At 48.6% G+C, this 13,104-nt stretch carries 14 protein-coding genes and 1 pseudogene; 8 read left to right on the top strand and 7 right to left on the bottom strand.

Annotated elements, in window-relative coordinates:
* Positions 1-305: 305 nt before the first annotated feature.
* The 4 genes and pseudogenes from IM317_RS15715 (at position 306) to IM317_RS15700 (ending at position 3,110) form a co-directional block, all read left to right on the top strand.
* The gene (locus IM317_RS15715) at positions 306-599 is read left to right on the top strand and encodes a helix-turn-helix transcriptional regulator (protein ID WP_032636197.1); all 294 of its coding nucleotides are present in this window, start codon (positions 306-308) and stop codon (positions 597-599) included.
* Positions 600-603: 4 nt separating this feature from the next.
* A pseudogene (locus IM317_RS15710) lies at positions 604-1,873 on the top strand (type II toxin-antitoxin system HipA family toxin).
* 202 nt (positions 1,874-2,075) lie between these two features.
* Positions 2,076-2,486 carry a hypothetical protein gene (locus tag IM317_RS15705; protein ID WP_023327703.1) on the top strand — a complete coding sequence of 137 codons (411 nt, stop codon included), beginning with the start codon at positions 2,076-2,078 and terminating at the stop codon, positions 2,484-2,486.
* A gap of 12 nt (positions 2,487-2,498) precedes the next feature.
* A complete protein-coding gene (locus IM317_RS15700) occupies positions 2,499-3,110 on the top strand; it encodes a hypothetical protein (protein WP_223998213.1) in 612 nt (203 codons plus the stop codon).
* Between the two features lie 200 nt (positions 3,111-3,310).
* Here IM317_RS15700 and IM317_RS15695 read toward each other — a convergent pair whose 3' ends face one another.
* Complete coding sequence (locus IM317_RS15695) at positions 3,311-3,796, bottom strand: GNAT family N-acetyltransferase (protein ID WP_013087269.1); 486 nt, start codon at positions 3,794-3,796, stop codon at positions 3,311-3,313.
* Positions 3,784-4,050, bottom strand: coding sequence for a DUF1778 domain-containing protein (locus IM317_RS15690; protein ID WP_007869691.1), 267 nt, complete (start codon positions 4,048-4,050; stop codon positions 3,784-3,786). Before IM317_RS15690 ends, IM317_RS15695 begins: the two co-directional genes overlap by 13 nt.
* 667 nt (positions 4,051-4,717) lie before the next feature.
* On the opposite strand from IM317_RS15690, the gene repA reads away from it, so the two are divergent.
* Positions 4,718-5,716 (top strand): plasmid replication initiator RepA, encoded by a 999-nt coding sequence (repA, locus tag IM317_RS15685; protein WP_049015826.1) that lies wholly within the window; start codon positions 4,718-4,720, stop codon positions 5,714-5,716.
* Between the two features lie 950 nt (positions 5,717-6,666).
* Positions 6,667-7,473, top strand: a complete 807-nt coding sequence (locus tag IM317_RS15680) for a DUF4225 domain-containing protein (RefSeq protein WP_023327700.1) — start codon at positions 6,667-6,669, stop codon at positions 7,471-7,473.
* On the opposite strand, the gene IM317_RS15675 is transcribed toward IM317_RS15680, so the two are convergent.
* Positions 7,448-7,774 carry a hypothetical protein gene (locus IM317_RS15675; protein WP_023327699.1) on the bottom strand — a complete coding sequence of 109 codons (327 nt, stop codon included), beginning with the start codon at positions 7,772-7,774 and terminating at the stop codon, positions 7,448-7,450. The two genes, IM317_RS15680 and IM317_RS15675, sit on opposite strands and share 26 nt — an antisense overlap.
* A 511-nt stretch (positions 7,775-8,285) precedes the next feature.
* The gene (locus IM317_RS15670; protein ID WP_049015823.1) at positions 8,286-9,575 is read right to left on the bottom strand and encodes a PAS domain-containing methyl-accepting chemotaxis protein; all 1,290 of its coding nucleotides are present in this window, start codon (positions 9,573-9,575) and stop codon (positions 8,286-8,288) included.
* Positions 9,576-9,980: 405 nt separating this feature from the next.
* On the opposite strand from IM317_RS15670, the gene IM317_RS15665 reads away from it, so the two are divergent.
* Both IM317_RS15665 and IM317_RS24300 read left to right on the top strand, forming a co-directional pair.
* Positions 9,981-10,739, top strand: coding sequence for a diguanylate cyclase (locus IM317_RS15665; protein ID WP_049015821.1), 759 nt, complete (start codon positions 9,981-9,983; stop codon positions 10,737-10,739).
* Positions 10,711-10,944, top strand: a complete 234-nt coding sequence (locus tag IM317_RS24300; RefSeq protein WP_080277803.1) for a diguanylate cyclase domain-containing protein — start codon at positions 10,711-10,713, stop codon at positions 10,942-10,944. Before IM317_RS15665 ends, IM317_RS24300 begins: the two co-directional genes overlap by 29 nt.
* A 297-nt stretch (positions 10,945-11,241) precedes the next feature.
* Here the strand turns inward: IM317_RS24300 and IM317_RS15655 are convergent, their stop codons facing one another.
* Genes IM317_RS15655 through IM317_RS24295 form a run of 3 tightly spaced genes read right to left on the bottom strand, consistent with a single transcriptional unit; the run spans position 11,242 to position 13,097 of the window.
* Positions 11,242-12,201, bottom strand: a complete 960-nt coding sequence (locus IM317_RS15655) for a cation diffusion facilitator family transporter (RefSeq protein WP_023294863.1) — start codon at positions 12,199-12,201, stop codon at positions 11,242-11,244.
* Positions 12,202-12,220: 19 nt separating this feature from the next.
* Positions 12,221-12,787 carry a recombinase family protein gene (locus IM317_RS15650; protein WP_011638900.1) on the bottom strand — a complete coding sequence of 189 codons (567 nt, stop codon included), beginning with the start codon at positions 12,785-12,787 and terminating at the stop codon, positions 12,221-12,223.
* Positions 12,788-12,794: 7 nt separating this feature from the next.
* Positions 12,795-13,097 (bottom strand): zinc ribbon domain-containing protein, encoded by a 303-nt coding sequence (locus IM317_RS24295; RefSeq protein ID WP_142257672.1) that lies wholly within the window; start codon positions 13,095-13,097, stop codon positions 12,795-12,797.
* Positions 13,098-13,104 lie beyond the last annotated feature (7 nt).

Raw genomic sequence — 13,104 nt, 5'->3', positions numbered from 1 at the left:
GTTTTCCAAGCGGACCCCTTATACAGCTCACAACAGGGGCCATAAGATACTCCGGTTCTCGTTAACTGATGATCCTGACCTGTCAGCTCTCTTCCCGGATGCTGTACGAGCGTAACGGCTTATAATCGAAAGTTCTCTCATATCAAACGTCATAAAGATCTATGCTGTTACTTAGTAACAGCCTAAAGGTTGTATTTCATATTTAACAGCTTTTAGGCTGTTAATTTGATATTACAGCTTTTAGGGTGTATGTTTAGAAAACAGCCTGCAAGGTGTATCAGAGGAACTGCCGAGGCCAGCTTATGATCAATAATGATTACCCGTTAAACACGCTCAACCAGTTGCGTCCCTTGCTCATTGGTTTTCGCAAGGCGAATGGCCTGACGCAAAAAGACCTGTCCGAAAGGTTAGGGGTCACTCAACAGACATACTCACGTCTGGAAGCCAACCCTGCCAGTGCGAGCATTGAACGGCTATTCAAGGTGTTTTCCATCCTGGGCGTAAAAATCAGCTTCTCCTCGACAACCACCTCTTCAGAGAGGAAGCAGACGGAAGAAATGCTTAAATCAAACTCACCTGCACGACAGGAGAAATGGTAACGATATGAGCCGGAAACAGCAGCGCCTGGCAATCTGGATGAACGGAATCAAAGTCGGATACTGGGAAAAAAGTAAAGGGGTAGACAGCTTACAATACCTTCCTGACTGGAGTGCAGACGAACAGGGAAGGCCGCTGTCATTGTCCCTTCCTTTTACTCCCGGACAGCGAAGGCATACGCAGACGTCTGGCAATGCGTTACAAGGCCGATAGCCTGGAGCCTTTTGATCTGCTGACGGAGCTGGGAAAAGACTGCGTGGGCGCGATACAGCTGCTTCATGACGGAGACGAACCCACAGATTTATATTCCGTGAAGTGTCACCCTCTTACTGAATCAGAAATTGCGGCAACTTTGCGTAATACCACGGAGACATTGCTACCGGGCAGGCCAGAAGATAACGACGACTTACGTTTATCTATTGCCGGTGCTCAGGAGAAAACAGCCCTACTGTGGCATGAAGATCGGTGGTGCATGCCGGAGGGTAATACACCAACGACGCATATATTCAAGCTACCGCTCGGACTTGTGGGGAACATGAAAGCCGACATGAGCTCGTCGGTTGAAAATGAATGGCTCTGCTCGGTACTTCTCGAACAGTACGGGCTCCCCGTGGCAAGAACGCAGATTGCTCACTTTGAAGATCAGAAAGCGCTGGTGGTAGAACGTTTTGACCGAAAATGGTCAGGAGACGGACAATGGATCATTCGTTTACCCCAGGAGGATATGTGTCAGGCCCTGGGCGTTTCGCCATTACGAAAATATCAGGCGGACGGCGGGCCAGGTATATCGGAAATTATGGAAGTACTGAGTAATTCAGACCGCGCAGAGCATGACAAAGCGCAGTTTTTTATGACGCAGATAATTTTCTGGATGATGGCCGCAACAGATGGCCACGCTAAAAATTTCAGTATTTCTGTTGGGCCACAGGGACGTTATCACCTTACACCACTCTATGATGTGTTGTCGGCATGGCCGGTGATCGGTCAAGGGAACAATCAGATATCCTTGCAGAAGTGCAAACTGGCGATGGCCGTACGTGGCAGTAGCAACTATTACCAGATATATCGAATACAACGACGCCACTGGATCAGGCATGGTGAGATAACCGGCCTGAGTAAACAGCAGACGGAGGCGATGATAGAGGAAATCATCGCCAGAACCCCGGGAGTCATTGAACGTGTTAGCGGGCTTCTTCCGTACCAGTTCCACCAGCAGCTTGTCGAAAGTATTTTTGATGGAATGAGGCAGCAATGCAGGCGCCTGGCTGAGAAATAACAGCCGCAATTGAGAACTTGCTGGAGAACGTATGCACAGATTGTAGCTGATGCCACCAGCGGAGAAGATGGGCCTGATACTTACAAATGGAGTGTTGGGATCGCGCCTTAGCATCCGTCGGTCTGGGGATGAAAACGTACTTAACATCCAGCGAATTCCCAGACTTCACATTGCGACGGCCGCAATCACGTGAGAGAAAAAAATGGCAATTTTAGCAATGATTGCAGTTATCGCCCTGGGTGGATACGTCTACGGATTTATTAAAGTTCGTGAACTGGGTGCATTACGTAAAGAAATGAAACTGTACGTGGATCGCATGGAAGCGGCGGAGCTGGACTTACACGCAATCAGAAGCGTAGCGGAGCACCGGTTACACGGTGCAGGTAAACAGTTTGCCGATCTTTACAGCCGTATTGACGGTACAACTGTGACGCTGACACCCGAAGATCAGCTGTTACTGTCAACGATGCCATTTAATATCCAGGATGTAGAAGACATCGTAAACGAGCGCGGTCCAAAGACAATTAGCGGCCGTCCGTTCTGGGAAGTTGAGCCAGGCCAACATGACTATGAATATGGCCCGCAATATCCGTATTTCCCAGACCAGCGCTAGAAAGAGATCAAGATGAGAGAGCCAAGACCCCGCCATACCTTGCAAGTCATTCGAGTGCCTTCTCTGGAGGTTCAGAATCTGGGACTGACCAGCTTTGACAGCTGGCTTGACGAGAACGGTTATGACAAAACGAATGCCGGAAATAACCGTACCATCTGGGCGAGAGAAAGCGGATGGTATCTGAAACGTTGCAGAAATCTGAAAACTGGCACGGACGATTTCTGGTTTATCGCTTTCGATGGTAAAGGCGGAAACCTTTACCCGCTAAAAACCCAACGAGACTACCGGGCTGCATATCGTAAGCTCGAAGCCGAAGGATATGCGCCTGCGGTTATCGAGCAAATGACCACAGGCGCAGCATATAACCTGGCCTATCCACGTTCCAGCCTTAAACAAGCTGAGATGGCCATCAGCGAGCCGATGCGTAAACCTGACGTAGATATCATGGGTGAGCACTGCGAGCGTGTAGTGACGCAACGTAGTGGCGTGGCACAGGGTAAATTCAAAGTTCTGCTCATCGAGAATTTCTCGGGCCGTTGTGCGATAACCGGTTGTTTCCGGTGTGGATGGGTTGCGCTTTCAGGATGTGCAGGTGACTGCCGTAGAGAACACGCAAGACTGTAACGACAGTTATGAACGTTGATGGCATAGAATCTATGGGCATAATTCGCTGAATGAGCAGAACAAGGCTGGGCCCGAAACGGCTGGATTTGTTCTTAATTAATCTTAGTGCGCATAACAATGTATATTATGTTAAATTCAATGGTAAAGTCATTATAAATCAATATCTTAAATATCGAACAAGCCCCTTTCTTCCTCAAACCTCACTGTGGTAACTTTAAAAACAATGTCCGTTCCTGAGTTTGTGATGCCTTAAAGCCATGGTGAAGATAAAAGTTTTTGGCTTCTTCAGTCAGTGCATGAACCATAATCGCACGGACTCCAATATTCTCAGCTACACGGTAACAGCGCAGAACTGCATCATGCAGTAAATCGGCCCCGAGCCCTTGGCCACGGTATGAAACATCAACTGCCAGGCGAGCAAGTATGATTACGGGAATTGGATCTGGCATATTGCGCCTGAGGCTTCCCATTGCTTCCACGTGGTTAACGCTGCCGGTGGCCAGAGAGTAAAAACCGACAACCTGTTTAGTGTCTCTTTTACAAACGACGAACGTTCGTGCTGCACCAAGAGCTTGGTTTTTTAATCCCCTCTGTTTAAGCCAGTCATCAAGTACTGCCTCACCACTGACGAACTCTGCTAGTTGATGGGAGCTGGATAATGGTTCTGGTGCTGTTACACGTCCCACTGAGGTTTCCTTGCCAGAAGTTTATCAATAGCCGCCTCATCCGAAACCGGTGCATCGAGCATATCGATAAACTCTGCATACTGCTCATCGTTAAAATTAAATACGCGACGATCGAGGATCACATTCTCCGCAGCCTGACATGCCATTTCCAGGATGAAGTCCGTGCGTGATTTATGGAGAATCTCTGCTGCAGCATCAATAAGTGCTCTTTGAGATTCTTTAGCTCTAAGGTTGAGCTGAACATCTGATTTCATGAGTGCGCTCCTTGTATAGCGATTGCTTTACAAGCATATCATATGGATTCTGTATAGCAAAAGCTATACGGTTTTTTAAGTGCAGTGAAGATACGAAAGAGTCAACTTGCAACTATTAGGTAAAGCTCTTCCTCTAAATTATTTTCCTTGCTCTGGCCTACCAAATCAAACCCAACGCCCTGAATTTACTGCGTGCGATGCTTGCTAGCAGTCTCATCCGGACAATTAGCATGAAAACTATGGATTGTTATCTGGTCTAACATCTGGAAAAGTTACTGATGAGAAGGTAGTATTCGGATCGTCAGCGATCGTCTTGTGGTGGGACAGATTGTTGATTCAGATTACTTTTGTGTCCTAACTCAAACTGACGGTTTGACTGCTTTGTGGTGAGGCAGGCGGGTGGCAAAAGATGGTTTTACGGAAGAAATGCGGACTTCCGGAAACAGACAGGGACAGGACGTGTCCAGTAAAACGTTCAGGAGCAGGTAACGGGATTTCCCGGAGCCTGAATGCACAAACCCCCCGACATCTGTCATCATCTTGGCGGAAGACACAGATATCAGGGGGTCCAAAAGCAGGCGCGTGGCCTGTGAAGGATTATAACGCATGCACCACATAACACAACACCCGGCCGCCATAAGAACAGGCCGCCGTAAATGACAATCAGATTTCTGTTCACTGGTCAGATCTACCGAAAGATGAGCTAACCCGTTTCTGCCAGGATGTCGATGCCGGCACTCAGGGTAATTTCCTCATTGCACCGGTCAAAAAACTGACCCGCCGCAAACGCGGTGAGCATTCCACAAAAGCCAAATGTGAGAACCCGGCCTGGTATCGCCCGGAGCATTATAAAAAGCTCTCCGGACAGCTCGGTCATGCCTACAATCGCCTGGTGAAAAAAGACAAAGAAACCGGGCAGGTCAGCCTGCGCATGTATGTTTCTCGTCACCCTCTCTATGTCGCCGGCCGCCGTAAGGCGGGACGTAAATATGGCTTCCGTCCGGAACGTCAGCGCCTGCTCGATGCGCTCTGGCCAGTGCTCATCAGCTTCTGTGATGCCGGCAAGCATACCGTCGGCATGTGTATCTCCCGTCTTGCAAAAGAACTCAGTGCAAAGGACGCAAAAGGCAATGTCATTCCTGAAACGGAGGTGACGGTGTCACGCCTTTCACGGCTTATTGAGGAACAGGTACGGTTTGGCGTTCTGGGCCTCGCAGAAGAACGCGCCTGGGATCGTGAATCCCGCACCTGGTTGCCAACGTATGTCTATATAACCCCCGTGGGATTCCAGATGCTGGGCGTCGATATGGACAAGCTGTTTAAAGAGCAGGAGAAGAAGCTCCGTCAGAGCGCCGAGCGTGAGCAGCTGATCCGGGAAGGAGTGATGAGCGAACATGATGATGTTCAGGCCCACTCTGCGCGGAAATGCTGGTCTGGCCGTAAGCGTCGGGAGGCACTCGTTTACCGCCGCAAAAAAGGCGCGGAGCGTAAACGTGCCAACAATCTGATTAAGCTGCCGGCAGATGAACGACTCCATGCAATGTCTGAATGGATTTACCGCACCCTCCCGCCTGACGAAGCGTACTGGTGCACATCTGAGCGCCTGAAGGCTCTGGCCATCCAGCATCTTTACCAGCTGGATCTGGCGCTTTCTCCCCCGGACTAGTCACAGACGACACAACAGTCTTCTTGTTTACGGGCCCCTCACCGGGGCTTTTCGTGCTGGTTTTTTTCGGCCATTCTGCTCATTTTTCATCCTTCACTCCTTTCTTCTTCCGGTCATCATGACGTTCTGCCGGTCGTTATGGCCCGCAATGGCCACAGTCTCTTTTTTTTACACAGAAATCCGCAAACGAATAAGTGAAGTAACCCGGAAATGAATAAAAGACATTCCGCAAAACAGTCTTACTTCACCTTTTTTATCTCTCTGTTCATTACATTCCAGAGTGGATCTTTGTCTTGGGCCACTCTGTGGATAACGTAAAATGCCTTCGCATGCAGCGGCCTCACGGCCGCGCGCTCAGAAGGAAATCAAAAGTACCTCCCGTCGCAAGCGCCGGGCCTCGTTCTCGCCAGAACCAGGCACCGCATACATACCTGACCCCTGCTAAACCGACGCCGCCCCGGCCCAAAGGGCCGGAACACCCTCGCTTTAAGAGGGATGTTGTAACTAGTATCAAGAGTAGCTGTAGTTAAGTCACGGTAATCACTTCATACACGCTCGTAAGCGCCTGACGGCGCTAACGCGGAGATACAGCCCGTCAGCGGCCATCGGCCTTGACGGACTCACTCCGACCGCGCACATTAGCAATCGGAAAGCTTTAAGCGGGTATAGCTTTGCAGGGAAAGGGATGGGATTGGCAGAACCTATCAATCCGTAACGGCTGATGCCGGTTACGACGCCCCTCACCAGAATCACCCGGTTCAGCTCCGGCTGGCGTCTCCATGCCGCTTCGCGGCATACATGTTCCATGAACCCTGGACTACACAGGCTGGCCATCATGGGCGAAGGTTTACTGACAGCATCAGACTATTATTTTACCCTTTAAAGCAGGGTTGCCTAAATCCGGGAGCGCGATAAGCTTTAACGGGTGATTTTCAATCAGGATGAGTAAAATGGATATAATTCTTCCGGGAAACAAAAGCCAGGCACGACTCTGGGCAGAAACCATGATTAATCTGGAGGCCCGCAAACTCGTCAATACCGCTAATATTGTTGGCGCCCGACATCTGGGGGATGGATTGACGCGTCTCAAATTCATCGATGAAATTAAATCTGTCATTAATGGCGAATTTGAGCGTGCCCGGCGGGCAAAGTCTGACGAAGAGTGCATGACCTGCCTGCGTAACCTGCAGGCAGAAAACAGCAGTCTGCTTGAGCAGAGCCGGCAGCTCCAGACCGGTTATGCGAAACTATATGCCCAGATCAAATACGTCAGGGATGAAGACCGGATGGTCGGTTATGTCATCTCAGGAATTAAAGTGGTGCTGGCAGGTATGCAGGGCGTATTTGGCTTCGTGCTGACTTCCTCAATGACCCCCGTAGGCGTTCTTGCCGGGGCTATTCTGATTGTCGACTCGGCCAACACGATAACCCGTGAAGTTGGTCGTCAGTTCCTGAATGAACCTGACACGCAGGGTATGTTTGGTGATGGTGCCATGAACATCGCTAAATTCATGGGATTTGAACGATCAACAGGGTTAGGGATATACAACGGGATCGCGCTTGCAGGCAATATCTACAGTGTCTATGGATTAATGGCCAGACCTGGGACATGGCGTCTGTTTAACTATATCAGCACCGATTTTTACCGGAAAATCGACACCATGTCCCGGGGCAAACTGACAATGAAAATTGTGGGATGGGGGGTAAAGGCTAAGGTTGTTTTCGATCTGATCACTTCTGATGACGCTGGGAAATGAGATTCCGGCGGTAATGCCATGATTTATAGGCCAGCTTCAAAGGCATGGTAATCGTAAACAGAGTGCCAAGAACAAGAATAGCCACGCCAAAGGAAATGGCATGCATCCTCGAGCCCGCCAAAAGTGTGACCACAAAAATCAGTAACATGACTGACAGCACCCATATCAGGGCCTTAAAACGGTTTGCCAGATCGTTCAGGAGGGTATCCATCTCCGTACCCGTTTTAGCTGAACTGGCCTGCAGCCGGACAATGTCCTCTTCACTGAAGCCGTGGTTCGTCAGATCACTTTCATGGTTCATGCTTCTCTCCTTTTCCCTGCGGGAAGTTTAACATGCCCTGCGCTAATAACCAGTTAAGCCCGACCGATAACCTGTCAGGTGGTTACGGGCTATCAGTTCTTTCTCACTGATAGCCATCACGTCATCCTAAGTAAGCCAAAAGCAGACTGTACCAGACCAATAATCCCCAGGTGGCCGGCGTAAGCATAATGGGGTCAGTTTGGATATAGAGAATTATTGTACGGTAAGCCTGTTTTTTGAAAAGGCTCACCTATAGCGATAAGGTGTACTCCTGCGCTATACGCCATTTTCAGGGGATTTGACCTTAATCGAATAACCATCCATGGCAAGTCCCTTCCATTCGTTAAGGTTGCTTTTCGTATTTCGGAGGCATGAAATTGGAAGGAGGCATGAGTGAAAAACTGATATTTTTCATCGTCCACTACTTTGTCAATTTTTTATGTAATGACATTTAAGTTAAAAATACTGACTCTAGTTTCAGACACAAAAAATACCAGTTGAAAGCAGGGGGCTATGATTCAGCCTGTACAGCAGTATTTATCTCTTCAACAACCGCCATCATGGCCGAGGCATTCATACTGATTTGCGAGATTATTTCTGCGGTCTTTTCTGCCGTATTGACAGATTTTATGATCGCATCATTACTCTCACGTATTTTCACTACGGACTTTTTACAGAGTTCGCTGTTCTGCTCAGTAATACCCGAAATTTGTTTCGTAGCGGAATCTATCCTGTCCGCCAGAAGACGTACTTCAGCAGCCACAACAGAAAATCCCCGACCATGAATTCCAGCCCGAGCAGCTTCGATTGTGGCATTCAGTGAAAGCATTTTTGTCTGGACGGCGATATCATGGATAGTATTTGATATTTCAGTTATTTCTGCGGAGCGCTGTGATAATTGCTGAATATACCCATTCAGCACCGTGGTAGTGGTAATTGCGTCTTCAAGAGCAACAGACGTTTCTGCAATTGCTGCACTGACATGTGATGTCTGCTCCGCAGTTAAAGATGACACATCATATGCCTTATGCGCCGCCTGTGCTTCAAACTCATTTTTTAACTTCTGTTTTGTAATATCCTGAGCATATTTGACAACCTTCATTACCTTTCCGTTAAAATCAAAAACAGGACAGTAACTGGCCTGTAGCCACAAATCCGCACCGTGTTTCGTGATGCGCCGGTATACACCGGTCAGCGTTTCACCACAACTTAATCTTTCCCAAAAAAGTGCATACTCAGCAGATGTACTGAAAGTTTTATCGCAAAATAATGAATGGTGTTTACCCTGGATATCTGCCAGGCTATATCCTGCAGCATTTAAAAAATTATCATTAGCTGTGATAATGTGTCCCGATGGATAAAATGTGATCATTCCCATAGAAAGACTTGCAGCTTTTAATAACGCATCCTTTTCAAGAGCTATGACAATACGCTCTGTTATATCACTGGCTATTTTTATGATGCTTTTTACTTTACCCCCCCTGCTTTTAATAGGGATGTAGTTAGCTTCAAGCCATATTATCGAGCCATCTTTTTTATAACGCATGAACTTGTCAGAAAACGAGTACCCGGCAGAAAGTTTTAGCCAAAAAGACTCATAATCTGTACTTTTTACATAGTCTTCATCACAAAATATGCGATGGTGCTGTCCAATCAATTCGTCTCTTTCATAACCAACAACATCAAGAAATTTTTTATTTACGTCATAAATGACGCCATCTGTTGAAAACTCTATAAAAGCTGCGTGATCCTGCAGCGCCTTCAGAACAGGTTCTGAAGAATGAATGAATTTTTTAAGCATTTTTTAGTCCTGGATAGTTTTTTATCTAAAAAGTCAGGCTCATAAAAAGAAACAGAGTTGGCGACAAGCATATGCCATACAATATTCATGGAATCAACAGGATAGTGTCTATCAGGAGAAAAGGCAACAGATAAACATGGACATTAAAAAAAATTGTATAACTATATTGAAGTAGGAGTTTAAGTTCAATAGCATAAGATTAATGTGTTGATTTATTCTCCGACGGTTGGTTTTGTCGATACCACAATGTTTTCTATAACATTTGGTTATAAAGAGCGCTTTTTTTTCAAGAGAAAGGAATTTACATATACCGAAAGTTTATTAAAACTGTTCCTGCTAACTGAAAGCACCACTTTATTTAAAGAAATACATAAATATATCACTTTAGTGAGATAAACGATTTAAATGATTAATTCCAACCAGAGAAACGAAGAAAAAAGACAGCTTTCTTTATATAACATCGAACTTTTGAATACCGGCTCAGATGAACGTTTCGATCGACTGACGAGAATAGCGGTAAGGTTGTTTGATGTTCCAATAGCGCTGGTTACACTAATTGATGAAGAACGGCAGTACTTCAAATCCTTATGTGGTGTGGAACTGCAACCAATAAATAAAATGGTGTCATTCTGCAATTGGATTTTAAAAACCGGACAGCCTTTGGTCATTGAAGACACATTGATGAATCCAAACTTTTTAAAAAATCCTCTGGTTACCGGCTATCCTTTTATACGTTTTTATGCAGGATATCCGGTGCGTTTACCCGGCGGAGATATAGCCGGTGCAATCTGCGTGCTTGACAGTTCGCCAAAAATCTTTTCCCCAGAGCAAATGTCTTTGCTCATGGACCTCGCAGCAATTGTAGAAGACGAGTTTGAATTATTACAAATAGCCATTAAAGATTCTTTAACTGAACAATTTAACAGCCGCTCCTATACCCTCTTTCTTGAAAAAACCTTCCGCAAAGCACGATTAAAAAAGAGCGTGTTTAGTGTCATCGTTATTGATCTCGATGAGTTCAAATTTATCAATGACACCTTTGGACACCATGAAGGCAATAGAGTGCTGAAGGCTTTCGCCCGCATCCTTGAAGAGGTTACAGCAGGCAATCACATGATTGCCAGACTCGGTGGTGATGAATTCAGTATTTTACTTACTGACTGACTGCTCAGAGGCTGATGCTGTATCAGTTGTAGAAAAAATCAAGCTAGCTGTGCATAACTTAAATCAATCCGCTACAATATCCGGTATATTATCATTTTCAGCAGGTACTGCAGAATTTAATGCAGAGAAACATAAGGTACCTTCCGACATAATGAAAGAGGCAGACATGAAAATGTATGCCATAAAAAATGGAGAGATATCCTGATCCGGTATGTTATACATTATCAGACACTCGCTCACCACAGTCTCCAACCTCAGTAATGTGGCCCGACAGGACTGTGCAGGTGAAAAAGAGAGAACCGATACGACGCACTTATGACAAAGTCCGGAGCAGAAACTCTATATTTGATTGTTTTGAAAACTTAGAATAGACATGGACTACAGAGCAGTCTTGCAACCTCTTGAGTTGCGACAGTGATATCTAATAGGGGTCGTCTCAGAAAACGGAAAAAATCGTACGCTAAGACCGGTTTGGCTAGCCGGGTAGTAGGAGTCCCATTAGTCACGCCTGCCGGGCTGCGGCTTGGTCTGGTTGAGAACTCGGTTCTTTGTGGCGATGATCCACGAAGTTGCACCCATCGACGCTGTGCTCACAGGCAACAATCTCCAGTTGCAGCGTCGTATGGAAGATGCTGAATCGGTCAGCCAGCAACAACTTGAGGGTTTTGAGCAACTCGTCGGGCCCTATTTCCGGCGCATACACGATATGAGCGGTCATGCTGACCTTGCCGCTCGTGAGCGCCCATACGTGCAAGTCATGCAGCCCTGTCACGCCTGGCACGGCCTGAACAGATGCCATCAAGGCTCCCATGTCAATGCCGTCTGGGACTCCCTCCAGCAAGACATTCAGGCTTTCCTTGAGTAGCAGCCAAGTTCGTGGCAGCACCCAAAGCCCAATTGCCACGGCGACGACCGCATCTACCCACACCCAGCCGGTGAATCGGATGACCAGCGCAGCTCCGATCACGCCGATGGAGCCAAGCATGTCGCTCCAGACCTCCAGATAAGCGCCTTTGACGTTGAGGCTCTTGTCCTTGCCGCCCTGAAGCATACGCATGCTGATGAGGTTGACGATCAGACCCAGCACTGCTACCACCAGCATCCCGCTGGACTGAACCTGCGCTGGCTCGCGCAAACGCTGCCAGCCCTCATACAGGATGTAGCCAGCGACGCCGAAGAGCAACAGGGCGTTGAATGCGGCCGCAAGGATTTCGAAGCGGTAGTAGCCATAGGTGCGCTTGGCATCGGCTGGCCGTCTCGCCACCCGTACAGCCGCCAAGGCGATGGCCAGCGCCGCTGCATCCGTGAACATGTGCGCCGCATCTGAGAGCAGGGCCAGGCTGTTGAAAACAATGCCTGCGGCGACTTCGGCCAGCAGGAAGCTTCCGGTCAGCGCCAGGGCGATCCAGAGCGATTTTTCATTGCGCTCGCTGGGTAGGGCATGGGAGTGATTGGTGCTCATCTTCGTCCTTCTTCTGAGTTCATTTTTGTTCAGCGTGACCGGAAGCCGGCACCCAGCGATACAACGTCGGGATTGAGACCCCGAGGTTCTTGGCCACGTCCTTGGGAGCGATCCCGCTGGCGAGCAGTTTCTTGGCCGATTCAATCTTGCTTTTGGTCATCTTCGGTTTGCGTCCTCCCTTGCGGCCTGACAGCCGGGCGACCGCCAATCCTGCACGGGTCCGCTCCACCGTCAGCTCGCGCTCCATTTCGGCGAGGCTGGCCATGACGTGAAAGAAGAACCGTCCCGACGGCGTGCCGGTGTCGATGGCGTCGGTGAGACTCTTGAACTGGATGCTCTGCTTGTGCAACTCGCTGACCAGATCGACCAATTGCTTGACGCTACGGCCCAGGCGATCCAGCTTCCAGACGACCAGCGTGTCTCCCTTGCGTAGCATTTCAAGCGCCTTGGCCAAGCCGGGGCGCTCGGCTCTCGTGCCGCTTAATTTGTCCTCAAAGAGCTTTTGGCACCCGGCCTGGGTCAAGGCCTCTCGCTGTAGCTCCAGGTTCTGATCCTGCGTCGAGACGCGCGCATAGCCGACGAGCATGGCACGGTCAGACCGCTGCCTTGCCGCACTGAGCGCAAAACTTCGTACCCGGTTGCAGTGTGGTTCCGCATTGCGCGCAAGCCGAAGGAACCAACGAAGTCCCGCACTGCTGGCAGAAGCGAGCGCCTGGCGCGTTAGATGCCTTGCAGTTGGGGCAAGCAAGGCCGCCATTACCCCACCCGCCCGCTGGCGGCCCGCCGCTTCCGTACCCACCGCCACCACCGTGATGCCCACCACCGTGATGCCCACCACCGCTGTAACCGCCACCGTGGTGGCCACCGAAAAGTCTGTCAAAAAGGCACTGTTGCAAATAGTCG

Origin of the sequence: Enterobacter cloacae complex sp. S3, assembly GCF_014930495.1 — a bacterium.
GTDB lineage: Bacteria > Pseudomonadota > Gammaproteobacteria > Enterobacterales > Enterobacteriaceae > Enterobacter > Enterobacter asburiae_B.
This window is presented reverse-complemented; position numbering and strand designations above follow the sequence as displayed.